The 24506-nt window shown below is 61.9% G+C and carries 23 protein-coding genes; 11 read left to right on the top strand and 12 right to left on the bottom strand.

The genetic code is table 11. The annotated features are described in order from the left end of the window. Nucleotides 1-44: 44 nt before the first annotated feature. On the bottom strand, nucleotides 45-899 hold the full coding sequence (locus QTL94_RS13660; RefSeq protein WP_289802226.1) for an SDR family NAD(P)-dependent oxidoreductase: 855 nt from the start codon (nucleotides 897-899) through the stop codon (nucleotides 45-47). A 187-nt stretch (nucleotides 900-1086) separates the two neighbouring features. Here QTL94_RS13660 and QTL94_RS13665 point away from each other — a divergent pair, with 187 nt between their 5' ends. Beyond that, complete coding sequence (locus QTL94_RS13665; protein WP_289802227.1) at nucleotides 1087-2310, top strand: argininosuccinate synthase; 1224 nt, start codon at nucleotides 1087-1089, stop codon at nucleotides 2308-2310. Nucleotides 2311-2400: 90 nt separating this feature from the next. On the opposite strand, the gene QTL94_RS13670 is transcribed toward QTL94_RS13665, so the two are convergent. Next, entirely contained in the window at nucleotides 2401-3621 is a 1221-nt protein-coding gene (locus QTL94_RS13670) for a multidrug effflux MFS transporter (RefSeq protein ID WP_289802228.1), read from the bottom strand. Nucleotides 3622-3793: 172 nt separating this feature from the next. Here QTL94_RS13670 and QTL94_RS13675 point away from each other — a divergent pair, with 172 nt between their 5' ends. Next, nucleotides 3794-4435 carry a LysE family translocator gene (locus QTL94_RS13675; RefSeq protein WP_113521362.1) on the top strand — a complete coding sequence of 214 codons (642 nt, stop codon included), beginning with the start codon at nucleotides 3794-3796 and terminating at the stop codon, nucleotides 4433-4435. Between the two features lie 2 nt (nucleotides 4436-4437). Here QTL94_RS13675 and QTL94_RS13680 read toward each other — a convergent pair whose 3' ends face one another. Next, the gene (locus QTL94_RS13680) at nucleotides 4438-4869 is read right to left on the bottom strand and encodes a hypothetical protein (protein ID WP_289802229.1); all 432 of its coding nucleotides are present in this window, start codon (nucleotides 4867-4869) and stop codon (nucleotides 4438-4440) included. Nucleotides 4870-5078: 209 nt separating this feature from the next. On the opposite strand from QTL94_RS13680, the gene QTL94_RS13685 reads away from it, so the two are divergent. The 8 genes from QTL94_RS13685 to ppa all read left to right on the top strand — a co-directional run bounded on the left by QTL94_RS13685 (nucleotide 5079) and on the right by ppa (nucleotide 16096). Further along, nucleotides 5079-7166: a M3 family metallopeptidase gene (locus QTL94_RS13685; RefSeq protein ID WP_289802230.1), complete on the top strand. Its 2088-nt coding sequence runs from the start codon at nucleotides 5079-5081 to the stop codon at nucleotides 7164-7166. Nucleotides 7167-7306: 140 nt separating this feature from the next. Next, complete coding sequence (locus QTL94_RS13690) at nucleotides 7307-8422, top strand: ABC transporter ATP-binding protein (RefSeq protein WP_289802231.1); 1116 nt, start codon at nucleotides 7307-7309, stop codon at nucleotides 8420-8422. Beyond that, complete coding sequence (locus QTL94_RS13695; RefSeq protein WP_289802232.1) at nucleotides 8415-9374, top strand: ABC transporter substrate-binding protein; 960 nt, start codon at nucleotides 8415-8417, stop codon at nucleotides 9372-9374. The genes QTL94_RS13690 and QTL94_RS13695 overlap by 8 nt, the downstream gene beginning before the upstream one ends. 10 nt (nucleotides 9375-9384) lie before the next feature. Continuing rightward, nucleotides 9385-11064, top strand: a complete 1680-nt coding sequence (locus QTL94_RS13700) for an ABC transporter permease (protein ID WP_289802233.1) — start codon at nucleotides 9385-9387, stop codon at nucleotides 11062-11064. A 138-nt stretch (nucleotides 11065-11202) separates the two neighbouring features. Then, nucleotides 11203-12780: an alkaline phosphatase D family protein gene (locus QTL94_RS13705; RefSeq protein WP_289802234.1), complete on the top strand. Its 1578-nt coding sequence runs from the start codon at nucleotides 11203-11205 to the stop codon at nucleotides 12778-12780. Nucleotides 12781-12903: 123 nt separating this feature from the next. Continuing rightward, on the top strand, nucleotides 12904-14721 hold the full coding sequence (gene typA / locus QTL94_RS13710; RefSeq protein WP_065694492.1) for a translational GTPase TypA: 1818 nt from the start codon (nucleotides 12904-12906) through the stop codon (nucleotides 14719-14721). Between the two features lie 204 nt (nucleotides 14722-14925). Next, a complete protein-coding gene (locus QTL94_RS13715) occupies nucleotides 14926-15432 on the top strand; it encodes a GNAT family N-acetyltransferase (RefSeq protein ID WP_289802235.1) in 507 nt (168 codons plus the stop codon). A gap of 127 nt (nucleotides 15433-15559) precedes the next feature. Continuing rightward, nucleotides 15560-16096 carry an inorganic diphosphatase gene (gene ppa, locus QTL94_RS13720; protein WP_065694490.1) on the top strand — a complete coding sequence of 179 codons (537 nt, stop codon included), beginning with the start codon at nucleotides 15560-15562 and terminating at the stop codon, nucleotides 16094-16096. 9 nt (nucleotides 16097-16105) lie between these two features. Here ppa and QTL94_RS13725 read toward each other — a convergent pair whose 3' ends face one another. Together QTL94_RS13725 and QTL94_RS13730 are read right to left on the bottom strand one after the other, a co-directional pair. Then, on the bottom strand, nucleotides 16106-16420 hold the full coding sequence (locus QTL94_RS13725; RefSeq protein WP_289802236.1) for a DUF167 domain-containing protein: 315 nt from the start codon (nucleotides 16418-16420) through the stop codon (nucleotides 16106-16108). After that, complete coding sequence (locus tag QTL94_RS13730; RefSeq protein WP_289802237.1) at nucleotides 16417-16707, bottom strand: YggT family protein; 291 nt, start codon at nucleotides 16705-16707, stop codon at nucleotides 16417-16419. The genes QTL94_RS13725 and QTL94_RS13730 overlap by 4 nt, the downstream gene beginning before the upstream one ends. A gap of 139 nt (nucleotides 16708-16846) precedes the next feature. Between QTL94_RS13730 and QTL94_RS13735 the strand changes: the two genes are divergently transcribed. After that, nucleotides 16847-18094, top strand: a complete 1248-nt coding sequence (locus tag QTL94_RS13735) for an MFS transporter (RefSeq protein ID WP_289802238.1) — start codon at nucleotides 16847-16849, stop codon at nucleotides 18092-18094. Nucleotides 18095-18106: 12 nt separating this feature from the next. On the opposite strand, the gene QTL94_RS13740 is transcribed toward QTL94_RS13735, so the two are convergent. The 7 genes from QTL94_RS13740 to hemC form a co-directional block, all read right to left on the bottom strand. Continuing rightward, nucleotides 18107-18592, bottom strand: a complete 486-nt coding sequence (locus QTL94_RS13740; RefSeq protein ID WP_289802239.1) for a RidA family protein — start codon at nucleotides 18590-18592, stop codon at nucleotides 18107-18109. Nucleotides 18593-18716: 124 nt separating this feature from the next. Further along, nucleotides 18717-19475 (bottom strand): glutamine amidotransferase, encoded by a 759-nt coding sequence (locus QTL94_RS13745; protein WP_289802240.1) that lies wholly within the window; start codon nucleotides 19473-19475, stop codon nucleotides 18717-18719. Then, complete coding sequence (locus QTL94_RS13750) at nucleotides 19465-19950, bottom strand: tellurite resistance TerB family protein (RefSeq protein WP_289802241.1); 486 nt, start codon at nucleotides 19948-19950, stop codon at nucleotides 19465-19467. The genes QTL94_RS13745 and QTL94_RS13750 overlap by 11 nt, the downstream gene beginning before the upstream one ends. A 16-nt stretch (nucleotides 19951-19966) precedes the next feature. After that, the gene (locus QTL94_RS13755; RefSeq protein ID WP_289802242.1) at nucleotides 19967-21553 is read right to left on the bottom strand and encodes a heme biosynthesis protein HemY; all 1587 of its coding nucleotides are present in this window, start codon (nucleotides 21551-21553) and stop codon (nucleotides 19967-19969) included. A 3-nt stretch (nucleotides 21554-21556) separates the two neighbouring features. Next, nucleotides 21557-22753: a COG4223 family protein gene (locus tag QTL94_RS13760; RefSeq protein ID WP_289802243.1), complete on the bottom strand. Its 1197-nt coding sequence runs from the start codon at nucleotides 22751-22753 to the stop codon at nucleotides 21557-21559. Between the two features lie 89 nt (nucleotides 22754-22842). Beyond that, complete coding sequence (locus tag QTL94_RS13765; RefSeq protein ID WP_289802244.1) at nucleotides 22843-23547, bottom strand: uroporphyrinogen-III synthase; 705 nt, start codon at nucleotides 23545-23547, stop codon at nucleotides 22843-22845. Between the two features lie 7 nt (nucleotides 23548-23554). Then, a complete protein-coding gene (gene hemC / locus QTL94_RS13770) occupies nucleotides 23555-24484 on the bottom strand; it encodes a hydroxymethylbilane synthase (protein WP_289802245.1) in 930 nt (309 codons plus the stop codon). Between the last annotated feature and the right edge of the window lie 22 nt (nucleotides 24485-24506).

The raw sequence follows: 24506 nt of genomic DNA on the forward strand, positions 1-24506 counted from the left end.
ATATGAAAGCATGTCCTCATATCCGGCTTTCAGAAAATGTCCAATCAATCCTTGGCGTCGAGAAACGCCTTGAACCTGTCGGCGTAGTCAGGGTGCCAGCGCGACAGCGGTGGACGATTTTCGATGATGTCGCCGATTGCCCAGGCCATCCGGCGCTCGTCTACCGGACGGGCGACGTCGTTGTCCGGGCAGAGGATGTAGAAATCGTCCTTCTCGATGCTTGAGATCATGAAGTCGACAGTCTGCTCCGGGGTCCATGCACCGGCAGGCTTCTCTGCGCGATTGCCCTTGGTCAGGCCGGTGAAGACGAAGCCAGGGATCAGCAGGTGCGCTGAGATTTTCGAGCCCTCGGTGTTGCGCAGCTCATGCTGCAGCGCTTCGGTGAAGACTTTCACGCCCGCTTTGGAGACGTTGTAGGCCGGATTGCCGGGCGGTGTGGTGATGCCTTGCTTGGAGCCGGTGTTGATGATCAGGCCGGGTTCGCCATGGGCCAGCATATTCGAGCCGAAGGTACGCGTGCCGTTGATCACGCCCATCAGGTTCACGCCGAGAATCGCGTCCCAGTCTGCCTGGGCGCTGAAGATCGAGGTTTCCGGGCCGATGCCGGCATTGTTCATCAGCACATGGACACGGCCGAAGCGCTGGACGACGGCTCGTTCGAGAGCTTCGAGCGAGGCTTTGTCGGCGACGTCCGTTTCGATCGCCATCACATGCTCTTCGCCGGATATTGCTTTCAGGGCATCGGCTGCGGCAGCGAGCTTGTCGCCGCCGAGATCGGCGATGGCGACGCTCATGCCCGCCTGCGCGAAGTGCTTTGCGGCTGCAAGACCAATGCCGGAGGCGCCGCCGGTAACCACGGCAACGTTGGATTTCTTGATGATGTCTTGGATATTCGTCACGGCTCAGCCTCCTCGCGCGTTATTCGGACGCAGCAGATATGGGTTGCCGCCCAGCGCTGTCAAACCCTGCCGGGAGCCGTCAAGCAGTGCCGTTCCCCTTGCGTCCGGCGTCAATCTCGCTAAAAGTGCCCGCGACACCGGGTTTTGCGGTTTTGCCGCTACCTCCTTGCACAACGGACTCATCATCATGGCATCGCACAAAGACGTAAAGAAAGTCGTCCTCGCCTATTCCGGCGGTCTCGACACCTCGATCATCCTGAAGTGGCTGCAGACCGAGCTCGGCGCCGAAGTCGTCACCTTCACGGCCGACCTCGGACAGGGCGAAGAGCTCGAGCCGGCGCGCAAGAAGGCCGAGATGCTCGGCATCAAGGAGATCTACATCGAGGACGTGCGCGAAGAGTTCGTGCGCGATTTCGTCTTCCCGATGTTCCGCGCCAATGCCGTCTATGAAGGTGTCTACCTGCTCGGCACCTCGATCGCCCGCCCGCTGATCTCCAAGCACCTGATCGACATCGCCAAGAAAACCGGCGCCGACGCCATTGCCCACGGCGCCACCGGCAAGGGCAACGACCAGGTTCGTTTCGAGCTGTCGGCCTATGCGCTGAACCCCGACATCAAGATCATCGCCCCCTGGCGCGACTGGTCGTTCAAGTCGCGTACCGACCTGCTCGCCTTCGCCGAAGCACACCAGATCCCGGTTGCCAAGGACAAGAAGGGCGAAGCGCCGTTCTCCGTCGACGCCAACCTGCTGCACTCCTCGTCCGAGGGCAAGGTTCTGGAAGATCCGGCTGTCGAGGCGCCTGAATATGTGCACATGCGCACGATCTCGCCGGAAGCCGCACCCGACAAGGCCACTGTTATCAAGGTCGGTTTCGAGAAGGGCGATGCCGTCTCGATCAACGGCGTGCGCATGAGCCCGGCGACGCTGCTCGCCGCGCTCAACAATTACGGCCGTGACAACGGCATCGGTCGCCTCGACCTCGTCGAGAACCGCTATGTCGGCATGAAGTCGCGCGGCGTCTACGAGACCCCAGGCGGCACGATCCTGCTTTCGGCGCACCGCGCGATCGAATCGATCACGCTCGACCGCGGCGCAGCGCACCTCAAGGACGAGATCATGCCGCGCTACGCCGAGCTGATCTATTACGGCTTCTGGTTCTCGCCGGAACGCGAAATGCTGCAGGCGCTGATCGACAAGAGCCAGGAGCATGTCGAGGGCGAAGTGACGCTGAAGCTCTACAAGGGCAACGTCATGGTCATCGGCCGCGAGAGCGACAAGTCGCTCTACTCCGACAAGCTGGTCACCTTCGAAGACGACCAGGGCGCCTACGACCAGAAGGACGCCGCCGGCTTCATCAAGCTCAACGCGCTGCGCCTGCGCACGCTCGGCAAGCGTAATCTGACGAAGTAATCGGTTCTGACCGATTTACGCATTCTTCAAGGCCCGCCCAGTGCGGGCTTTGTTTGTTTCTAGGCTGTCGGACGGGGCATTGCTGCCCTGTCATTCGCTCAGGTTGGAATGTGCAACTGTCGCTGCGCGACGCGAGGCGCGGATGAACCAGATATAGCTGGCGATGGAAATCGCCGCCATCGTCGGGATCACGGTCCCGAAGGCAATCAGCGGCATGCCTATGATGGAGGCTGCCACGCCGCCGGCAAAGCCACCGCCCATCTGGATAAAGCCCATCATCGCCGAGGCCGAGCCCGCGATATGCGGGAAAGGGTAGAGGCCCGATGTCGTCATATGCGGGGTCAGGAAGGCCAGGCCGAAGGCGAGAAAGGCGATCGGTCCCATGATCGAAAGATAGGACGGCGTCACGAACTGGACGGAAAGCGCGATCATCACGCCGGCGATGCCTAGAAGGCCGAGGCCGACACGGACCGAGCCGTCGCCGCCGAGGCGAGGCGCCGCGGATCGCAGGCAGACCGAACCGAGGAAATAAGAACCGGACTGCATCAGCATGCCGAGACCGAACGCGGTAGGCGACAGACCGACCACCTTGATGAGAATGAAGGGAAGCAAGGTAGCCTGCGCATAAAGCGCGCCGACCGAGCCGCCGAGAACGAGCGATGCGGAAATGAAGTGGTTTTCTCTCGCGAGTTCGCCATAGGCAGAGAGCAGTGGCCCCGGCAGCATCCGACGCGGATCGGGCAGGCTCGTTTCCCGCATGAAGACGAGCGCTGAGAGCGCAATCAATAGGCCGAAGCCGATCAGCAAAAAGAAAACCGACTGCCAGCCGGAGGCGGCGAGAGCCAGCCCGCCGACAGTCGGCGCAATGGCCGGGCCGATGGCGATCATGATGCCGATCAGGTTCATGATGCGAGAGGCCTCGGTGCCGGTGAACTGGTCGCGGATGATGGCGCGGGCGACGGTAATGCCGACAGAGGCTCCAATCCCCTGGATCAGGCGACCGGCAAGCAGCCATTCGATGCCGGGCGCAAAGGCGGCGAGCAGGCTGCCGACGACGTAGATGCCGACGAAGAGAAGCGTCGCGGCTCGCCGCCCGAATGCATCCGACATCGGCCCTGCCAGAAGCTGGGCGACGGAGAAGCCGGCGAAGTAGAGCGACAGCGTCATCTTGATCGCCGAGTCCGATGTCTGGAAGGCGCTGACCAGTTCCGGCATGGCCGGTGTATAGATCGACATCGAGATCGGACCGATGGTGGCAAGCAAGGCGCCGAGCACGCTCGTCCGTCGTGCGCTCATCCGGAATGGAGGCATGTGAAGTACTCGGTCAGCAGAGGCACCACGGGCGCCGAAAGAGGAAAGGCTGTTTTCTCTTCTGGCTGAAGCCGGTTGATACGGCAATTCAAAAATCTGATGGGTGTCGCTTGCAGCTTGACGGTGTTGCGGGAACGCATAGTCTGCAGCAGTCACCTCCGGAGTTTCATTGATGACACAATCGCTTTTTGCGGGCGCCTTTCTGGCTGCCCTTCTCTACGTGCTCATTCCCGGACCGGCGTTCCTGGCGCTACTCGGCATCGGTGCCGGGCAGGGACGGCGCGCCGGCGCGCAGTTCGTCTGCGGGCATCTGGTAGGCGACGTGCTCTGGGCCTCGCTGGCATTGGTGGCAATCGTCGGAGCCAAGACTATCGGCACCTTTGTCTTCGATGCGCTTGGTCTACTCTGCGGCTTCTATCTGGCCTGGATCGGCTGGAACGCCTTCCGGGCAAAGCCGAAGGGCGAAGGACAGGCGCTGGTGACGGTTGAGCGGCCGTTCCGACGCGGGCTGATTTTCGGCGTTACCAATCCGAAGGGCTATCCGGTGGCGCTGGCAACCTTCACGGCATTGGTCGCGGGCTCGGCGAGCGCACTGCAATTCGAAACCTTGCCGGTCCTGGTGGCGGTATCGTTTCTCGGCTTCATCGTTGCCGACATGATCCTGATCGCCATTGTCGGGACCGGGGCCGTGCGGCGGTTCTATCGCTCGCACGAGCGGATGATCGTCCGCTGCTCGGGCGTGCTCTTCATGGGCTTTGCGGCGCAGGCTCTGTTTCATGCGACGCCCGGCCTGCTCGGCTGGCGCCGTGCCTGAGATCAGGCGTCGAGGAAGCTGACGACCGATTTCAGCGTCTTGACCGTCTCCGGGTCGCCGATCGACATGGCGATCTGCAGCTGGTCCTTGTAATAGTCGCGAAAATTGAAACTGGTGCCATCCGTCACATCGGAGAGATCGAGGACGTTGCCGGAGGGATCGATGGTTCGCATCGGCAGCGGTTCGGAGAGCGCCGCATAGGTGTCTTGGTCGATGGTGCCGGTATCGTAGCTTTGACGCGCATAGCTGCGCAGGTCGCTCGCGCTAACCGCCGAGAAGTCGAGATCCCCAGTCGTCGGATCCTCGACGTGGAACGCGGCCATCGCGCTCGCGGCCGGATCTATCGTTTCGCTGAAGTCTTTGGAATATTTAGCGTTATCGGAATTTTTTCGAAAAAGGAAATTCGGCGAAGACCGCAGAGATTGGATTTCCATCATGTCAAACCAATTGTAAAATATGCCGGCAAAACTACTGCGGGTGGCGAACGTACGTCAATCGTTAACGATTAGTTAATTCTTATCAATCATTTCTTGTGATGAGGTTTTTGCGTCGTCGACAGCATTGCTGTCGGCGGGTGCGATACCAATCCTGCCGAAGCCTCCCTATATTGGCGATTCAGCAGCCCGCCACAAAGGATCCCCGCATGCCTTTCACACCAGATTTGAACCCGGTTCTCGTCAACTGGAGCGGCCTGCACGGCCTGCCGCGCTTCGAGGCCGTGAAAGACGATGATTTCGCACCAGCCTTCGATGCGGCACTTGCCACGCATGAACGGGAAATCGATGAGATCGCCGGAAATCCGGCCGAGCCAACCTTCGAGAACACCGTCGTTGCGCTGGAGATCGCCGGTGATGATCTCTCGCGCGTCTCGTCGCTCTTCTGGAACCGGGCAGGCGCCCATACCAACGACACGATCCAGGCGCTTGAGCGGGATATTTCGCCGAAAATGTCGCGTCACTATTCCAAGATCGGCATGAATGCGGCGCTGTTCGCGCGCATCGACGCTCTCTGGGAGAAGCGGGAAAGCCTAGGGCTGACGCTGGAGCAGACGCGGGTGCTTGAGCGGCACTGGAAGGGGTTCGTGAAATCGGGTGCCAAGCTCGAGAAGGCCGAGCAGGAAAAGCTTGCCGGTATCAACGAGAAGCTGGCCGGTCTCGGCACGCAGTTCGGGCAGAACGTGCTCGCCGATGAAAAGGCCTGGGCCCTGATCCTCTCGGAAGAGGCGGATCTTACCGGTCTTCCCGATTTCCTCAGGGATGCGATGGCCGCTGCTGCTCGCGAGCGCGGTGAGGACGGCAAGTTCGCGGTCACGCTGTCGCGATCGATCATCGAGCCATTCCTGACTTTCTCGGAGCGTCGCGACCTGCGTGAACAGGCATTCAAGGCTTGGGTGGCGCGTGGCGAAAACGAGGGCCCGTCGGACAATCGCGGCATTATCCGCGAAACGCTGGCACTGCGTCATGAGGTGGCAAAGCTGCTCGGCTACGGCAACTTCGCAGAGTTGAAGCTCGACAGCACCATGGCGAAGACGCCGGAGGCGGTGAACGATCTTCTGAAGACGGTATGGGTGAAGGCAGTGAAGCGGGCCGGCGAAGAGGAAGCCGATATCGCCAAGCTGATTGCCGAGGAAGGCAAGAACCATGAGGTCATGCCTTGGGATTGGCGGTACTACGCCGAAAAGATCCGGGCGCAGAAGTTCAACTTCTCCGAGGCGGAACTGAAGCCCTATCTGCAGCTCGAGAAGATCATCGATGCCTGCTTCGACGTGGCAGGCCGGCTGTTCGGCGTTCATGCGGTCGAGAAGAAGGGCGTTGCGGCCTATCATCCCGATGTCCGCGTCTTCGAGATCCGCGACCGCGAAGACAGGCTGATGGCGATGTTCCTCGGCGATTACTTCGCCCGCTCGTCGAAGCGTTCGGGTGCGTGGATGAGCTCGTTCCAGTCGCAGCACAAGCTGCCGCTGAAGAACGGCCGGACCGGCGAGCTGCCGATCATCTACAATGTCTGCAACTTCGCCAAACCCGCCGAGGGCAAGCCGGCGCTGCTGTCACTGGACGACGCACGCACGCTGTTCCATGAGTTCGGCCATGCGTTGCACGGCATGCTATCCAACGTGACCTATCCCTCCGTGTCCGGTACCGGTGTCTCGCGCGATTTCGTCGAGTTGCCCTCGCAGCTCTATGAGCACTGGCTGACGGTTCCCGAAATCCTCAAGCAGTATGCCGTGCATTTCGAGACCGGGGCGCCGATGCCGCAAGAGCTGCTCGACAAGGTGCTGGCTGCACGCAGCTTCAACGCGGGCTTCAACACGGTGGAGTTCACCTCCTCGGCACTGGTCGACATGGTCTTTCATACACGCGAAGCCGTCGAGGACCCGATGGCGGTGCAGGCGGCGGTGTTGGCGGAGCTCGGCATGCCGAAGTCGATGGTGATGCGTCATGCCTCGCCGCATTTCCAGCACATCTTTTCCGGCGGCTATTCGGCCGGCTATTATTCCTACATGTGGTCCGAGGTGCTCGATGCCGATGCCTTCTCGGCCTTCGAGGAGACCGGCGATGCCTTCAATGGCGAGGTGGCGACGAAGCTTCGGGATCACATTTACTCCGTCGGTGGCTCGATCGACCCCGAGGACGCCTACACGGCGTTCCGCGGCAAGCTGCCGAGCCCGGATGCGATGCTGGTCAAGCGCGGTCTGGCCACCTTCGAGGAATTGTCGGGCAGCGATGCCTGACGGTTATCGCGCTGACACACGCGATAGGTGCGGGATTTCTAATGTGCATGACTGGTTGCAATAGGGCGCCTCATGTCACATGAGTGTCACTGAACGTTAATAAGCAACCGGCATCGACGTTCCATTGATGCCGGTTCCCCATGAATGATCGCCCTTCAGAGACCCCTGCGGCCGTTTCGACGTCCGGCGTCGAGTTGCGTTATGGCGCGACTCCCATCCTGAACGGCATCGATATTTCCCTGACACGCGGCAAAACCCTTGCGCTCCTCGGTCCCTCGGGCTGCGGCAAGACCACGCTTCTGCGGCTGGTGGCGGGGCTTCTGGCGCCGACCAAGGGTTCGGTCTCGATCGCCGGGCGCTTGGTGGCGGATGCCGCGAGCGGCGTTTTCGCGCCGCCGGAAAGCCGCAACCTCGGCATGGTCTTCCAGGATTACGCGCTGTGGCCGCACCTGACGGTCGGTGGCAATGTCTCCTTTCCGCTTGAGATGCGCGGCGTCGGCAAGGCGGCGCGGCAGGAGCGGACGATGCGGGCGCTGGAGCGCGTCGGCCTCGGCGCTTACGCGGATCGTCGCCCGAGTGACCTGTCCGGCGGCCAGCAGCAGCGTGTGGCGATCGCCCGCGCCATCGTCGCGGAGCCGCAGCTGATCCTGTTCGACGAGCCGCTGTCCAACCTCGACCGCGAGCTGCGCGAGAACATGGTGGGCGAGCTGGCGGAGCTGATCGGCACGCTCGGCCTCACCGCGATCTACGTCACGCACGATCACAGCGAGGCGCTGACGCTGGCCGACGACGTCGCCGTCATGCGCGGCGGGCTGATCGAGCAGCTGGCCTCGCCGGACGAGCTCATCGACCGGCCGGCAACGCCTGAGGTCGCCGACTTCCTGCGGCTGGGTGGCATCGCGGCGCTCGAGTACCGCGACGGGCATTGGTTCTTCGCCGACAGCGGCGTGATGATGATGCCGGCAACCGGCGATCAGGGCGGCAAGCCGCGTATTCTCATTCCGACGGGTGCCATCGGCGCCGGCGAGATCCTGCCGGGGCGGCTCGCCGCGACCGTGCTGCGCTCGCAGTTCCGCGGCGACGGGCATCTCGCCACCGTGTCGCTGGTCGGCGCCGGGCATGTCGAGCTTCAGGTCTTGAGCCGCGCCAAGCTTCGCACCGGCGATGCCGTCGGCCTTTTGATCGATCCCGACCTGATCCGCTGGTTCGGCAATAGCGTTCATTTGTCAAAGAGGGAAAATCTTGAACATGTTTAAGTCTTTGAAAAGCATCACTTTCGGCGTCTTCGCCGCATCGCTGATGGCCGGCGTCGCGCATGCCGACATCACCGTCTACACCGCCGGCCCGCAGAGCCTGATCGACAAGCTGTCGTCTGGCTTCACCAAGGAGACCGGCGTCAACGTCAACGTCTTCCAGGCAACGACCGGCAAGGTCATGGCCCGCATCGAGGCCGAAGCCTCGAACCCTGTCGTCGACGTGCTGATCTCGGCATCCTGGGATACGGCGACCGATTTCGCCAAGCGCGGCTGGCTCGCTTCCTACACCAGCCCGAACGCCGCCAAGGTTCCCGATTTCCTGAAGACCGATACGGCCGTCGCTCAGGGCATCTCGGCGCTCGGCATCGCCTGGAACACCAAGAGCGAAACGCCGAAGCCGGCCGAATGGGCCGATCTCGCCAAGCCCGAGTACAAGGACCTCGTCAACATTCCGGATCCGGCACAGTCGGGCTCGTCCTTCGAACTGACGGCGGCGCTCGCCGGTCAGGACGATTTCAAGCTCTTCAAGGAGCTGAAGGATAACGGCGCGATCATCGCCGGCGCCAACGCCGAAGCGCTGAACCCGGTTCTGCAGGGCGCCAAGGCCGCCGTCTTCGGCGCGGTCGACTACATCACGCTCGCCGCCAAGGAAAAGGGCGAGAACATCGACGTGATCTTCCCGGCTTCCGGCACGGTCATCGCTCCGCGTCCGGCCATGATCCTCAACTGGTCGAAGAACCAGGACGAGGCCAAGAAGTTCATCGACTACATGCTGTCCGACGAAGGCCAGAAGCTGGTCGCCGCCCAGATGCTGATGCCTGCCCGCAGCGATATCCCGGCCAACCGTCCGCTGATGAGCGACCTGAAGCTCCTGAAGTACGACACCGCCGCCGTCTACGGAAAGCGCAAGGAAACGCTGAAGCAGACCGCCGACATCTTCGGCAGCAAGTAAGGACCAGTTGATGAAGACGAACGGCATCGGCGGCGCGACACCAGCCGCCTTGCTCGCCATCGCGGGTTTGAGCGTCATCGTTGCCGTTCCCTTCATCGCCATCGTCCTACAGGGCATCTTTCCCGATCTCGGGCAGGGCTCGTTTTCGGGCCCTTTCTCAGCGCTCTTCGCCACGCTCGGCGACAATGCGCTGATCGGCATGGCCGGCAATACCATCCTGCTCGGCGGCTGCGTCGTCATCGCCTCGGCGCTGGTGGCGGTGCCGCTTGGCGTCATCCGGGCGCTCTATCGTGTTCCGCTGGCGCCGCTCTGGGACGTGCTTTTGCTCGTCCCCTTCATGATCCCGCCCTACATCGCCACGCTGGGCTGGATCATGACGCTGCAGCCGCGCGGCTATCTCGAGCAGCTGGCGGGCTTCAACCTCGCGCCCTTCCTGTTCTCGCTCTTCGGCATGACCATGGTCATGGCCTTCAACACCTTTCCGGTGGTCTACTTCGCGGTGTCGCGCACGGTGGAAGCCGTCGGCGCGCGCTATGCCGATGTCGGCCGTGTCTTCGGGGCGACCCCGGCGCGCGCCTTCTGGCGGATCACGCTGCCGCTTTCGGCCCCCGGGCTCGTCGCCAGCCTGATGCTGGTCTTTGCCGCGGCGATCGAGGAATACGGCACGCCGGCAGCGCTTGGCCGCCGCGCCGGCTTCCAGGTTCTCGTCACAGGCATCGACCTGCGCATCTCCGACTGGCCGATCGATCTGCCGGGCGCCGCGATCCTTTCCATCCTGCTCGTTACCCTGTCGCTGGTGGCTTTCCTGCTGCAGCGCTGGATCCTGTCTCGGCGTTCCTACCAGACGGTCAGCGGCAAGCCGCTCGCCAAGGACAAGCGGCCGCTCGGCGCCTACAAAGTTCTCGTCGTGATCGCGTTTGCGGTCGTTTCGTTCCTCGCCACCGGGCTGCCGCTGCTGGCGATCCTGATGACGGCGCTGTCGCGGACGATCTCCGGCGGGCTGGCCTTCGACAATCTCAGCCTCGACAATTTCGCGGCGGTATTCTCCAACAGCGCCGGCGCCGTGGAAGCGCTCGGCAACAGCTTCTCGCTTGGTATCGGCACCGCCGTCATCACCGGGCTGATCGGCGTGGTCGCCGCCTATACTGTGGTGAAGACGCGGATGCGCGGGCGCATCGCCATCGACATCATGACCATCCTGCCGAACGCGCTTCCCGGCATCGTCGTCGCCGTCGGGCTCATCCTTGCCTGGAACATGCCGTGGCTTCCCGCCACCCCCTACAATACCGGGCTGATCCTGCTGCTTGCCTATTGCTGCATCCTGTTGCCGCAGCCGGTGCGCTACACGGTAGCCGCCTTCCAGCAGATCGGCGACAGCCTGGAGGCCGCGGCCCGGGTGAGCGGCGCGAGCGGTGCCACGGCGTTTCGCCGCATCCTGCTGCCGCTAGTATTTCCGAGCCTCGCCTCGGCCATGCTGCTCGTCTTCGCGCTGGCGTCGCGCGAGCTCGTCGCTTCCGTGGTCGTGGCGCCCGTCGGCATGCAGACCATCGCCACCTTCATCTGGCGGCAGTTCGAACAGGGCTCCGTGGGGCTCGGCATGGCCATGGCCTTTGTCGCCATCCTCATCACAACGCTGCTGCCGCTGCTGCTCTTGAGCCTACTTCGCCGCGGTGGGCTGGTGGCGGAGTGATGTTGCCTGCAATGTGACAGGACTGTCGCCGAAGTTTCGAAAAACGGTCATGCCGCCTTCAAGCGAATGACATGAGGGCTGCCATAGGCTCGGCGCGGGAGAATCGCTCCCGCTTTCGCAAGCCGGATAAGCCGTGGCATGAAACTGACAGAAACGACCCGCCGACGCTTTCTCTCTTCCATGGGAGCGGTTGGCGGATTTGCGGTGACGGGGCTTGCGATGCCTTACTACGCTCGCGGATCATCCAGCCGACCGGTGTTTACATCAGGAGTTCAATCCGGCGACGTCGATGCCACTTCCGGCGTGATCTGGACGCGCGTGGACCGTCCGTCGCGGCTCCAGGTCGAATATTCGACCACCGACAAGTTTGCCAATGCTGTAAGGCTGGCGCCGCTCAACGTAACCCACGAAACCGACCTTACCGGCAAGCTGCTGCTGCAGGGCCTGCCTGCAGATCAGGAGATCTTTTACCGGTTCCGCGCGGCCGATCTGCAGGACCTCAACAGCGTGTCTGAACCGATCCTGGGGCAATTCCGGACCGCGCCGACGCAAAAGCGCAGCATTCGTTTTGTCTGGTCCGGCGACACGGCCGGGCAGGGGTGGGGTATTGATGGTGAGGGGATGCGGACCTACTCGACAATCGCTTATCACCAGCCGGATTTCATGATCCACTCCGGCGATACGATCTATGCCGACAATCCAATTCCGGAGGAGATAAGCCTTCGCGATGGAGGTGTCTGGAAGAACCGCATCGTGACGGACGCCAAGCGCGAGATTGCCCAGACGCTCGAGCAATTCCGTGGTCAGTGGACCTATAATCTGCTTGACGACCACGTGAAGGGACTGAACGCGGCCTGTCCCGTCTTCTATCAGTGGGACGATCACGAGGTGCTGAACAACTGGTCGCCTTCGACCGATCTCCGCGACGACGCCCGATACAAGGAAAAATCGGTTACGACACTCTCCGCTCGAGCCAGTCGGGCATTTCATGAGATGACGCCGACGCGCTACGTGGCGGAGGAACCGGGGCGGATCTATCGCAAGGTCGCCTACGGGCCGTTGCTCGACGTGTTCTTCGTTGACCTGCGCACCTATCGCGGGCCGAACAGCCATGGTCTTGATGCGGAGCTGACGTCCGATTCACGGCTGCTCGGTGAGAAGCAGGTGGCGTGGCTGAAGCGGGAGCTGGTGCGCTCGACGGCGACCTGGAAGGTGATCGCCTGCGACCTGCCGATCGGCCTCGTCATCTGGGACGACTACGGCAAGCGAAAAGGATCGGAGTCGTTTTCGAACGGCGACAACGGTGCGCCGCTCGGTCGTGAACTGGAGTTCGCCGATCTTCTGCGTTTCATCCGCGATGCCGGCATCACAAACATGATCTGGCTGACGGCCGACGTGCACTATGCAGCTGCGCATTACTACGATCCCGGCAAGGCGAAATTTCGCGAGTTCCTGCCGTTCTGGGAGTTCGTTGCCGGGCCGCTGCATTCCGGCACCTATGGGCCACAGGAACTCGACATGACCTTCGGGCCCGAGGTGAAATTCATGAAGGCGGCACCAGGTGGTGCCGAGCAGAACCTGCCGCCCTCGGCCGGCATGCAATTTTTCGGGCTGATCGATATCGATGGACAGACCGAGCAGCTGACTGTCCGCCTAATGGACCGGAACGATACCGAGCTCTGGCACACGGTTCTTGACCCCGACGTGTCGAGTTAATGCATGCATTCCTTTCATTCCGGGCTCCCCCCTTTCGCAAAGGCGAAAAACACTGTATGAGCCGCCCAAATGAAATTGGCGCCTTCTCCCAGCGCGGCGCCCCAGCCTCAGAGATTTGAACATATGGCACTTCGCAACATCGCGATTATCGCGCACGTTGACCATGGCAAGACGACACTGGTTGACGAACTCCTGAAACAGTCCGGCTCGTTCCGCGAGAACCAGCGCGTTGCAGAACGCGTGATGGACTCCAACGATCTGGAAAAGGAACGCGGCATCACGATCCTTGCCAAGGCGACCTCGGTCGAGTGGAAGGGCGTTCGCATCAACATCGTCGACACCCCCGGCCACGCCGACTTTGGCGGTGAAGTCGAGCGTATCCTGTCGATGGTGGACGGCGCGATCGTTCTGGTTGACTCGTCGGAAGGCCCGATGCCGCAGACGAAGTTCGTGGTCTCCAAGGCGCTGAAGGTCGGCCTCCGTCCGATCGTCGCTATCAACAAGATCGACCGCCCGGATGGCCGTCACGAGGAAGTCATCAACGAAGTGTTCGACCTCTTCGCCAGCCTCGACGCCACCGACGAGCAGCTCGACTTCCCGATCCTCTACGGTTCTGGTCGCGATGGCTGGATGAACGTCAATCCTGAAGGCCCGAAGGACCAGGGTCTTGCACCGCTGCTCGATCTCGTGCTCAGCCACGTTCCGGAGCCGACGGTTGCCGAAGGCCCGTTCACGATGATCGGCACGATCCTGGAAGCCAACCCTTTCCTTGGCCGCATCATCACCGGCCGTATCAATTCCGGCTCGATCAAGCCGAACCAGGCTGTGAAGGTTCTCGGCCAGGACGGCAAGATGATCGAAAGCGGTCGTATCTCCAAGATCCTTGCCTTCCGCGGCATCGAGCGCACCTCGATCGAAGAAGCGCATGCAGGCGACATCGTCGCCATCGCCGGCCTTTCCAAGGGCACGGTTGCCGATACCTTCTGCGATCCGGCTGTCAATGAAGCGCTGACCGCCCAGCCGATCGACCCGCCGACCGTTACCATGTCCTTCATCGTCAACGACAGCCCGCTGGCCGGCACCGAGGGTGACAAGGTCACCTCGCGCGTCATCCGCGACCGCCTGTTCAAGGAAGCCGAAGGCAACGTCGCGCTGAAGATCGAAGAAGCCGAAGGCAAGGATTCGTTCTACGTATCCGGTCGTGGCGAATTGCAGCTCGCCGTTCTTATCGAAACCATGCGCCGCGAAGGCTTCGAGCTCGCCGTGTCGCGTCCGCGCGTCGTCATGCACCGCGACGAGAACGACCAGCTGATGGAGCCGATCGAAGAAGTCGTCATCGACGTCGATGAAGAGCATTCCGGCGTCGTCGTTCAGAAGATGTCCGAGCGCAAGGCTGAAATGACCGAGCTGCGTCCTTCGGGCGGCAACCGCGTTCGCCTGGTGTTCAACGCGCCGACCCGTGGCCTGATCGGCTACCAGTCGGAACTTCTGACCGACACGCGCGGCACTGCCGTCATGAACCGCCTGTTCAAGGACTACCAGCCCTTCAAGGGTGAAATCGGTGGCCGCACCAACGGCGTTCTGCTGGCAAACGCCGCCGGTGAAGCTGTGGCTTACGCCATGTTCAACCTGGAAGATCGCGGCCCGATGATGATCGAGCCCGGCGAAAAGGTCTACATGGGCATGATTATCGGTATTCACTCCCGCGACAATGACCTCGAGGTCAACGTCCTCAAGGGCAAGCAGCTGACCAACATCCGCGCCGCCGGCAAGGACGAAGCCGTCAAGCTCACCCCGCCGATCCGCATGACGCTCGACCGCGCTCTCTCCTGGATCCAGGACGACGAACTGATGGAAGTGACGCCGAAGTCGATCCGCCTGCGCAAGATGTATCTCGATGCCAACGATCGCAAGCGCTTCGCCAAGGCGAAGTCCGCCTGATCCGGACGCCCAATCATTCAGACGGAAAACCCCGGCCATCGCGCCGGGGTTTTTTATTTGTGCGGTTCGTCGAATCCTTCTTGTCGCAATAGTTAAAAAAGCGTTAAATTTCAGCAATCGTCCACATGTTAAGTCTGTGGGCAATTGGCCGGAATGCAGTGACGCATATGGTTAATTGCCGGCGGTAGGGCCAGAGTAAGCGTTATGAAGACGTTGTCGATCGATGTTCGGCGGGCTGAACCGCAGGATTCCCGAGCTATTTCGGAAGCGCATCGGCTTGCGTGGCAGCACACCTATGCGGGAATCATTCCGCACAAGGCGCTGACGCAAATGATCGAACGTCGCGGTGAAAGCTGGTGGCGCAAGGCCACCCGCGGTCCGGCAACGCTGCTCGTGCTCGATGTCGCGGGGACCGTTGCAGGTTATGCAACGCTCGGCCTCAACCGCGCCCGCGCCCTGCCCCAGGAAGGTGAGATCTACGAGCTCTATCTTCGCCCTGAATATCAAGGGATTGGCCTTGGCCACATGCTCTTCAGCGAAGCGCAGAGGCTGCTGAAGTCGCTCGGCTGCAAGGGGCTGGTTGTCTGGTGCCTGGAAGAAAATGAAAACGGTGCCGAGTTCTACCGGGGGCATGGTGGCGTCGACTATTGCGAAGGCGTGGAAACCTTCGATCGCAAGCAGCTGAAGAAGATCGGCTTCATCTGGAATTGAGGCCTCAGCCCCGCCTTTGGCATGTGGCTTTGCAAAACTATCATTAAACTTCGCTGAAGTGTCGTGTTGCGTCGCGGCATGAAACCGATTATCTGGCTGCGAACATTCACGTCGCGGGAGTTATCGCATGCGCATCGACGCCGTTTCCATTGGCAAGAACCCACCTGAAGACGTCAACGTCATCGTTGAAGTGCCGGTCGGTGGTCACCCGATCAAGTACGAGATGGACAAGGAAGCCGGCACGCTGGTCGTCGACCGTTTCCTCTACACGCCGATGACCTATCCAGGTAACTACGGCTTCGTGCCGCACACGCTGTCGGAAGACGGCGATCCGATCGACGTCCTGATCGCCAGCACGCGTCCGCTGGTTCCTGGCTGTGTCATCAACGTGCGTCCGATCGGCGTTCTGAAGATGGAAGACAATTCCGGCAAGGACGAAAAGATCATTGCCGTCCCGTCGCCGAAGCTGACCATGCGCTACGACAAGGTCAAGGACTACACCGATATGCCCGAGATCACGCTCAAGCAGATCGAGCACTTCTTCGAGCACTACAAGGATCTGGAGCCCGGCAAGTGGGTGAAGATCTACGGCTGGGGCGATGCCAAGGAAGCCGGCCAGCTGATCCTCGAGGCGATCGAACGCGCCAAGAAGGAAAAGGCCTGATCGGCCTTGCTATGAGCCCGAAAGGGCATCCAGCTTTTTGATTACATCCTCCGGGTCGGCATCGATCCGGAGGATTTTTTTACGCGACGTGTCGCCTGAAACGAGGCTAACCGAGGACTTCGCAATGCCAAGCCGCTTGGCGATGAGCGCAGTCAGCGCCTTGTTGGCCTTCCCCTTCTCGGGCGGCACCGAGACGCGCGCTTTCAGGTGCGCCTTGCCGTCGGCATCGAGCTCGACGCCGTCGATCTGATCACGGCCGCCATTCGGCGTCAGTCGAACGGCGAGAAGAAGGTGATCTGAAAAGGCCTGATAGGGCCGGATCACATGACCATCGGGACGATGGTGTTCCACATGAAAGAGCGAATGAAGAAGATGATCAGCAGCAGGATGATCGGTGAGATGTCGATGCCGCCGAGGTTCGGTAGCACGCGGCGGATCGGGCGCAGCACCGGTTCGGTGACATTATAGAGGAACATGCCGACCGAATTGACGAACTGGTTGCTGGAATTGATCACGTTGAACGCGTACAGCCAGGAAAAAATGGCGCTGCCGATTAGTATCCAGGTATAAAGATTCAAAGCCAAATCAATGGTTTGAAAGAGCGCAATCATCGCAGTCTCCAGTTCGTTGTTGACAGACATGTAGACATTGGCGACTAAACGGGCAAGTGCCCTGTGTAAACCCATGGTAAATCATGTTTAACGGGCGGGCTGGCAGCGAACGCGCCGCCTGTTCCTTGGAAAAGTTCTCATGTCCATTTCAGCCAGCGGAGATCGGTTTGCCGCCTTCCGGCATTCGTCGTACACACGGTTCTTCTTTGCGCGGTTTCTTCTTTCCTTTTCGCAGCAGATCGTCAGTGTCGCCGTCGGCTGGCAGATGTATGACCAGACCCGCAGCGCGATCTATCTGGGCCTGATCGGGCTCGTACAGTTCCTGCCATCGCTGGTGTTGATCCTGGTTACGGGTTCCGTTGCTGATCGACATAACCGCCGGGCGATCGCCTCAATCTGCTCCCTGGTGAGCGCGCTTTGCACCCTGGCGCTGCTGGTAATGACCATGACAGGGACGTTTTCGCCTGTTCCGGTCTTTGTCGTTCTGCTCATCTTCGGCATCGAGCGTGCATTCATGTCGCCGGCCATGCAGTCGCTGGCACCGAATCTCGTGCCGCCGGAGGATCTGTCGAACGCAATCGCCTGGAATTCGTCATCCTGGCAGCTCGCGGCGATCACCGGACCTGTTCTCGGTGGCCTGCTCTATGGGGTCAATGCTCACACGGCCTATGTCGTGGCCGTGGTCTTTGCCGCACTGGGCGCTGCACTGCTCTACATGATCCCGAAGCCGACGCAGAAGACGACAGGCGAGGCCAAGAGCTGGGACATGATCCTTGGTGGCTTCCGCTTCATCCGTGCTGAGAAAGTCGTGCTTGGCGCGATCTCGCTCGATCTCTTCGCTGTTCTGTTGGGCGGCGCCACGGCGCTGATGCCGATCTTTGCCCGCGATATCCTTACTCTCGGGCCTTGGGGGCTCGGTCTGCTGCGCTCTGCGCCGGGTCTGGGGGCGATCGTCATGGCGATTTTCCTGGCTGCTCGCCCGCTCAAGCACCGCGCCGGCGTCTACATGTTCATCGGCGTGGCACTCTTCGGCATCGGCACCGTCATCTTCGGGGTTTCGACCAATACGGAACTGTCGATCGCAGCACTGGTGTTGATGGGCGCCGCCGACATGATTTCGGTCTATGTCCGAGAAAGCCTGATCGCGCTCTGGACGCCTGATCAATTGCGTGGTCGCGTCAACGCCGTCAACATGGTCTTCGTTGGCGCATCGAACGAGCTCGGCGAGTTCCGCGCGGGTACGATGGCATCGATCTTCGGCGCCGTGCCTGCCGTTATCATCGGCGGCATCGGCACCCTGGCGGTTGCGGCGATCTGGGCGACAAGCTTCCCGCAACTGCGTAAGATCGATACGCTGGATGCGCCGACGCGCAGCGAGGTCGCCTGAGGCAGGCCGCCGTCACAGCGAAATCAGCACCTCAGCTTCGATCTCGACCGGAAAATTCAACGGCAGGCCGGCGACGCCGATGGCGGAGCGGGAGTGACTTCCGACCTCGTGGCCGAAGACCTCGATGATCAACTCGGTAAAGCCGTTGATGACGGCAGGCGGATTGGCGAAGCGCGGTGCGCAGTTGACCATGCCGAAAACCCGGCACCAGCCGGTGATGCGATCCAGGCTGCCGAGTTCCCGCTTCAAGCTGCCCAGCATCGACAGCGCGACCTTTCGCGCGGATGCCTTCGCTTCTTCTACCGAGACCGCCTCGCCAACGGCGCCGAAGGGACCCGCGGGGGAACCGTCGCTATTCTGGGGCCCATGCCCTGAAATGAACGCGCGGTCTCCGCGAACATTCACCCACGGAAACGGCAGTACCATGTTCGAGGGCAGTTTCAATGGCTGGGGCAGGACCAACCCCATCGAGGCAAGCTTCTGTTCATAGTTGGACATGGTGTTCCCCAGAGATGGCCAAGTCGCGGCGCCAAGGGGCGTGGACCGGATCGTTGATCGGAACGCGTTCTTGCTTCTGAGCTGTTGAAGCGCTGAATTCTACCACAGTGCGGCGCTGGCGCATCTAACCCGAATGGCCAGCCTCCGCGACCAGCCCGCTCTTCGCCGCCTTGCCTTCGAAGACAACGTCGAGGAATTCGTGCAGCCAGGCCTTCAGCGGTGCATCGAACAACATGCGGCCTTCGAGATGCTCACGCCCCTGCTGCGCGTTCGGCAGGATAAACCGATGCGCGCCGTGAACAACCCAGCGATGCATCATCGCCCGCGTCAGTTCCGCGTGAAACTGCAGGCCCCAGGCGTGGCCGTTATAACGAAAAGCCTGGTTCTGATAGGTATCGCCCTCGGCGAGGAGATCGGCGCCGCGCGGCAGATCAAAGCCCTCGCGATGAAAATGGTAGACCATTTTCGGCCAGTGCATCAGCAGGCGACCCTTTTCGGTGGCGCGTAGCGGATACCAGCCGATCTCGGTCGAACCATCGTCACTTGGCTGCACCTTGCCCCCGAGATGCCGGACCAGCATCTGTGCGCCGAGGCAGATCCCGAGAAGCGGCCGCTTCTCCTTGAGCGGTACGCTCAGCCAGTCGATTTCCGCTTTCACGAAATCGTCCGGATCGTTGGCGCTCATCGGGCCGCCGAAAATGACGGCGCCTGCGTGCGCAGCGAGCGTCGATGGCAGTTTGTCGCCGAGGACAGGGCGGCGGATATCCAGGCTATAGCCCTTCTCGACGAGGAGCTGTCCGACCCGACCCGGGCTTGATCGCTCCTGGTGGAGAACAATCAGGATGGGGCGGCCAGCATGTTCCGAGAAGCGGTCAGTCGGCATCGTCCTGCACCACTTCGACGTCGGTGACGCGCCTTGCCGCCTCCTGTCTCTTCAGGATGCGCTCGCGGGCGGAAATGCCGAGAAGCTCGGCGATGCGCCAGATGGCGTCGTCTTCCATCTCGCTACGTTCACCGTCCGCGTAAACGATGTCCCAGAGAATCCCGATCAATTCGAGCCGCTGCTCGGTATTGAGATGGCGCTTCAGGTCGGACGTGAAGCGGTAGTAGTCGACAGCCGAACTTTCGGCTTCCTGACCAGCGGCGATCAGCGCATCGAGCTGCTTGCGATCAAGACCATACTGGTCCTTCAGAAGCTTGCGCAGCCGCTTCTTTTCGCTTTCCTTGACCTGGCCGTCGGCCTCCATGACCTGCATACAGAGCGCGGCCACTGCGATACGCGGATCGTCGGGAGCAAAGCTGTTTTTTGGACTGTCGTTGGTGAGATTCTGAAAGAATGCCTGGAAGCGTTCGAACATTCGGATCCTGTTTTATCTAGAACAAGCGAAGACGGGTCTTGGGCTCCGGCTCCGTCGCAGGGGCGCGCACGCCGGGATCATCCGGTCGTCCGCCGAAAAATGGGGGTGGTTCTGCAGCCTGGGTGGCCGTCTCTTTGGTGGGTGTTGCCGGCTTCGCAGGCGGGCGCGCGGCCTCGGCGATGGTCGCGGCACGCTCAATTTCGATGATGCGATGATCGTTGACCGGACTTTCGGGACGCGTTTCGCGCACGGGCGGCAGCGTCTTCAGCGCATAATCGATCGACGCTGGCGCGCCATCCTCGATCGGGCCCTCAACCTGGCCGAACGGTGCCTTCCAGACGAAGGCGTCCAGTTGGCCCGAAATGGGCGACAATGGCAGCCACTTGTCGGAGACGAAGCCATCGGCGACCCAGGCCGGATCGCGCGGTGCCTTGAGTGCCTGGGAAAGCCAGTGGCGGATGCGGCCCTGGTCTCCCGTTTCAGCCTCTTCGATGTCAGCCATCAACAGAAAGGCTGCTTCGCGTGGCTCGATACGGGCGGCCGCTTCAGCCTTGGTGCGGGCTTTTGCGAAGGCCTGGGCGTCAAGAGCCGCCTGGGCAACAACGAGAAGCGACTCGACGTTGTTCGGCCGCAGGGCCTCGAGTCGTTCAGCGCGCTTCAGCCGGTCCGCTGCGGAATCGCCGCTGCGGGCGCGCACGTAAGTCCGGCCGATCTCGGGATGCGGTTCTGCCTTCCATGCCTGTTCGAGAATGGAGGCCGCCTTGCGGAGCTTGTCTTCGCGAAAGAGCGCCTTTGCCGCGATAATGGCCGCCGGCTCGAAATCGGCTGACAGCTTCAAGGCGTGGAGGGCGTCGTCGCGGGCGCCGGCAGGATCGTTTTCGAGCTTTTCCGTTGCCCGGGCAGTCAGCAACACGGCGCGCATGCGGTCAGCTTCGGTCTTCTCGATGACGCGTGCGGCCTTCTGCTGTTCGAGCAGGCGGATCGCGTCGTCCCAGCGGCCCGCCTGGCTGCGATATTCGAGGGTGGCCTGTGCAGCCCACGGAAGGTAGGGCGCGTTGTCCGCGGCCTTCTCCGCATATTGGCGGGCAGCCTCGTTGGCGCCTAGGCGCTTGGCCTCGAGATAAAGTCCCCGTAACCCGAGCTCGCGTGTCTCCGGGTCGTTGGTCATGGCCTCGAACTTGGCGCGAGCCTCGTCGTGCCTGCCTTCGATCAAGGCAGCCTGTGCTTCCAGAAGAGCGATCAGCGGTTCCTGGTCGGCGCGGATCAGGCCGCGCGATCGTGCCGCCATCTTGCGTGCCAGCAGTGAATTGCCGGCGCCGGCTGCGATCAGCCCCGTTGAAAGCGCCTGATAGCCGCGATCCCGCTTACGGGCGCGAAAATAGCGGGTCACCGAGTGCGGCGACGTCCAGATGACGCGAACCAGCCACCACAGCACCATGACAAGCGCCACCAAACCGATGATAGCAGTCGCGGCGACGATCAGCTTGGTTTGGTACAGCTGCCCTTCCCAGATCAGCGAGAGGTCGCCCGGGCGATCCGCTAGCCAGGAGAAACCGTAGCCAAGCACGAGTACGAGAAGGGCGAATACGACAAGCCTTATCATGCCTCAGCCCTCCTTGCCTGCGCCGGAAACTGCCTTGGACAATGCGCTACCGACAAGATCCTCGACGCGAATGCGTGCCTCGAGTGATTGCTTGAAAGCGGCCGATGCTTGCTTGGCCTGAGCGGGCAGGTCGTTCCACTCGGCCGCCGCACCCGGCAAATCGCCGTTCTTAACCTTGTCTTCCATGCGCGCTGCAATCGCCTCGACGCTCTCCCCTTCGATGTTGCCCACCGGGCGTACCTTGACCAGCGATTTGGCGCTCGACATCAGCCGGTCCGACCAGCTCTGGCTCGGATCGGTCTGGTTGACGGAATCGACGATGGCGGTCGCGACATCGGGAACCTGGTCAATCAATTCGGCGCGCGAGGGAACACCGGTCTGCGCAAAGTTGCGGAGGTCCGCCGTCACAGGATCGTCCGGGGAGACGCTGGCAAATGTATCGAGCTCGGCGACGAAAGGTCCTCCGCGATCGATCGCGGCCTTGAGCGCGGCAGCGCCGATTGCCCGGGCGACGGCAACATCCTGCCGCGGTTCGTTGAGTTTCTTCTCGGCCTCGGCAAGGCGCTGTTCGATGCCTGCGCTGTCCGACGTCTTTTGTTCCGAAGCCTGTGCGACGGCGCCGCGCAGCTGGTCGATCTGGCCGGTCAAATCCGCAAGCTTCTGGTTCAGCGCTGCGACTGCGGTGTTGTCTGCGCCGGCTTGCGATGGCGCCGTCTTTGCGGCCTCTTCCAGTGCAGCCAGGCGTGTCTCCAGCGTCCCATCCGGTGCAGGCTGCGGCGAAGTGGCCAGGCTGGCGAGCGATTGCTTCAAGCCATCGATCTCGCTCGTCAAGTTGGCGATGTCGGCGGATGGTACCTTGGTGGCTGATGGTCCGGGTAGAAATCCGGCATACTGGATCGCACCGGCGCCGACGAGGGCGATCAAACCGCCGACAATACCGGCAGCGATCAGCCCTGACGTGTTGCCGCCTTCGCGGCGGTGCACTGGCTGCGCCGGCTGTTCCTCGGCTACAGCATCGCGCGGTGCCTCGGTTTCTTCCTTCGGCGCGTCAGCGGGCACGTCGGTTTCATTCGGTTCGGTTTGGGGTGGCGGCGGGATATCTTCCGCGTTGTTGGCAGAGGCAATCTCCTGCGCATCCAGATCGATCGTGACCGGCTCGTCGGTGCTCTTCGAATGGCGTGGCGGATTTCCTGGTGCCATGAGACCCTCATATTCCTGCAATGGTTCGAAACTAGTCAGTGATGCCAGTTAAGGAAAGAGGTTAGATAAAATTTGGGCGCGGAAGGCGTTCAAATGAGCGACAGCAGGCTTGCTTCGTTCGGCGCTGCTGCGACTGCGACGTTGCCCTGCAACGGTTTCGGAACAGCGGCGGCCACGGCGGCACTCAGGCAAAGCAGCCGCACATCGGCGATTGTTTCCGGGTGCATGCGGATCGCTTCGATAGCGAAAAACGCTTCCGTCGTCTGTCGGGAATAGAAGAGAATCGAATCAGGCTGCCGCTCGAGAAGTGCCCGAACTGCGTCGGCGGCGACCGGGAGCGGCTCCATGTGGTAGCAATTGGCGACGACGACGTGCAGGCCGATCTGACGGGCGCGCGTTTCGAATGTTTCGGCGCGCGGCAACCCGGCGAGATAGAGCACGGGTCCACGACTTTGTTCTGCGATCATATCCGCGAGGTCGGCGCCATTGCCCGACGACGCCACGACGGACAGGAAGCCGGCCGCTGCCGCTTCTTCGGCTGTTGCCTCGCCTACGGCAAAGAGCGCGCGATGCAGGTGTGGCGAGAGATCGTACCGTGATTCCCTGAGGGCGCGTATTGCCTCGGCGCTGGTCACCGCGATGGCGCCATCGGTTTGCGACAGCGCCGTCAGCGCTTCCGCCGCATCGTGGACCGGTTGCGACAAGGGAAGCAACAGCGGCTCGTGTCCCATTTCAACAAGGCGTTCGGCGGTGCGCGCGCCCGAATGCAGGGGACGGGTCACGAGCACGCGCATGACCGCGTCAGCTCCAGTCGTCGAAGAAGGTCGCGCCGGCCCGGTCGCGGACATCTTGCCCGGCGCGCGTGCCCAGTGCCACGGCGTCGCGACGGTGGCCGTCGATGGTGACCGCATGCTGGCTTCTGCCATCCGGCGTGATGATCAGGCCGGAGAAGCGGATCTGATCGCCTTCGCACACCGCGTAGCCCCCGATCGGCGTGCGGCAGGAGCCATCGAGGGCTGCCAGGAAGGCGCGCTCGCAGGACACGGTGTCGAAAGTCTTGGTGTCGTTGATAGGGGCAAGCAGCGCGTCGATGCGGGTGTCGCCGATCCGGCTCTCGATGCAGATCGCTCCCTGTGCCGGAGCCGGCGGGAAAATGTCGGGGTCGAGGATTTCGGTGATGACATCGACCTTGCCGAGGCGTTTCAGGCCGGCCAGCGCCAGAAGTGTCGCGTCGACCTGACCCTCATGCAGCTTTCTCAGGCGCGTATCGACGAGGCCGCGGAAGGTGATGACGTTGATGTCGGGTCGCATGCGGCGGATCAGTGCCTGCCGGCGCAGCGAGGAGGAGCCGACGGTTGCGCCATGCGGCAGGTCGATCAGCTTTGGCGCGGTGCGGCCCACTACGGCGTCGCGGATGTCCTCGCGAGGCAGGTAGGCGGAAAGACAGAGCCCTTCCGGCAGGGTGGTCGGCATATCCTTTGTCGAATGTACGGCAATGTCGAGATCGCCGGTGGCGAGCTTTTCCTCGAGTTCTTCCGTGAACAGCCCCTTGCCGCCGATTTCGGCGAGCGACCGATCGGTGATACGGTCACCCTTTGTCGACAGAACGACGATCTCGAACATCTCTTCCTGCAGGCCATGGACCGCCATCAGCCGGTCGCGGGCTTCGTTGGCCTGCGCGAGCGCCAGTGGGCTGCCTCTGGTGCCGATCCGGAAAGGTTTTGTTTGCATCCGCATTGATCCGTTGTTACCG

The sequence above is a fragment of the Rhizobium sp. S96 genome, assembly GCF_030382195.1.
Taxonomy (GTDB): domain Bacteria; phylum Pseudomonadota; class Alphaproteobacteria; order Rhizobiales; family Rhizobiaceae; genus Rhizobium.

Excerpts from the sequence above, each read along its gene's own strand:
- ppa (WP_065694490.1), top strand. The coding sequence starts at position 15,560 with ATGCGCATCGACGCCGTTTCCATTGGCAAGAACCCACCTGAAGACGTC.
- QTL94_RS13755 (WP_289802242.1), bottom strand. The coding sequence starts at position 21,553 with ATGATAAGGCTTGTCGTATTCGCCCTTCTCGTACTCGTGCTTGGCTAC.
- QTL94_RS13730 (WP_289802237.1), bottom strand. The coding sequence starts at position 16,707 with ATGATTGCGCTCTTTCAAACCATTGATTTGGCTTTGAATCTTTATACC.
- QTL94_RS13685 (WP_289802230.1), top strand. The coding sequence starts at position 5,079 with ATGCCTTTCACACCAGATTTGAACCCGGTTCTCGTCAACTGGAGCGGC.
- QTL94_RS13760 (WP_289802243.1), bottom strand. The coding sequence starts at position 22,753 with ATGGCACCAGGAAATCCGCCACGCCATTCGAAGAGCACCGACGAGCCG.
- QTL94_RS13735 (WP_289802238.1), top strand. The coding sequence starts at position 16,847 with ATGTCCATTTCAGCCAGCGGAGATCGGTTTGCCGCCTTCCGGCATTCG.
- QTL94_RS13745 (WP_289802240.1), bottom strand. The coding sequence starts at position 19,475 with ATGCCGACTGACCGCTTCTCGGAACATGCTGGCCGCCCCATCCTGATT.
- QTL94_RS13670 (WP_289802228.1), bottom strand. The coding sequence starts at position 3,621 with ATGCCTCCATTCCGGATGAGCGCACGACGGACGAGCGTGCTCGGCGCC.
- QTL94_RS13715 (WP_289802235.1), top strand. The coding sequence starts at position 14,926 with ATGAAGACGTTGTCGATCGATGTTCGGCGGGCTGAACCGCAGGATTCC.
- QTL94_RS13680 (WP_289802229.1), bottom strand. The coding sequence starts at position 4,869 with ATGGAAATCCAATCTCTGCGGTCTTCGCCGAATTTCCTTTTTCGAAAA.
- QTL94_RS13765 (WP_289802244.1), bottom strand. The coding sequence starts at position 23,547 with ATGCGCGTGCTCGTGACCCGTCCCCTGCATTCGGGCGCGCGCACCGCC.
- QTL94_RS13705 (WP_289802234.1), top strand. The coding sequence starts at position 11,203 with ATGAAACTGACAGAAACGACCCGCCGACGCTTTCTCTCTTCCATGGGA.
- hemC (WP_289802245.1), bottom strand. The coding sequence starts at position 24,484 with ATGCAAACAAAACCTTTCCGGATCGGCACCAGAGGCAGCCCACTGGCG.
- QTL94_RS13700 (WP_289802233.1), top strand. The coding sequence starts at position 9,385 with ATGAAGACGAACGGCATCGGCGGCGCGACACCAGCCGCCTTGCTCGCC.
- QTL94_RS13675 (WP_113521362.1), top strand. The coding sequence starts at position 3,794 with ATGACACAATCGCTTTTTGCGGGCGCCTTTCTGGCTGCCCTTCTCTAC.
- typA (WP_065694492.1), top strand. The coding sequence starts at position 12,904 with ATGGCACTTCGCAACATCGCGATTATCGCGCACGTTGACCATGGCAAG.
- QTL94_RS13690 (WP_289802231.1), top strand. The coding sequence starts at position 7,307 with ATGAATGATCGCCCTTCAGAGACCCCTGCGGCCGTTTCGACGTCCGGC.
- QTL94_RS13740 (WP_289802239.1), bottom strand. The coding sequence starts at position 18,592 with ATGTCCAACTATGAACAGAAGCTTGCCTCGATGGGGTTGGTCCTGCCC.
- QTL94_RS13665 (WP_289802227.1), top strand. The coding sequence starts at position 1,087 with ATGGCATCGCACAAAGACGTAAAGAAAGTCGTCCTCGCCTATTCCGGC.
- QTL94_RS13695 (WP_289802232.1), top strand. The coding sequence starts at position 8,415 with ATGTTTAAGTCTTTGAAAAGCATCACTTTCGGCGTCTTCGCCGCATCG.
- QTL94_RS13750 (WP_289802241.1), bottom strand. The coding sequence starts at position 19,950 with ATGTTCGAACGCTTCCAGGCATTCTTTCAGAATCTCACCAACGACAGT.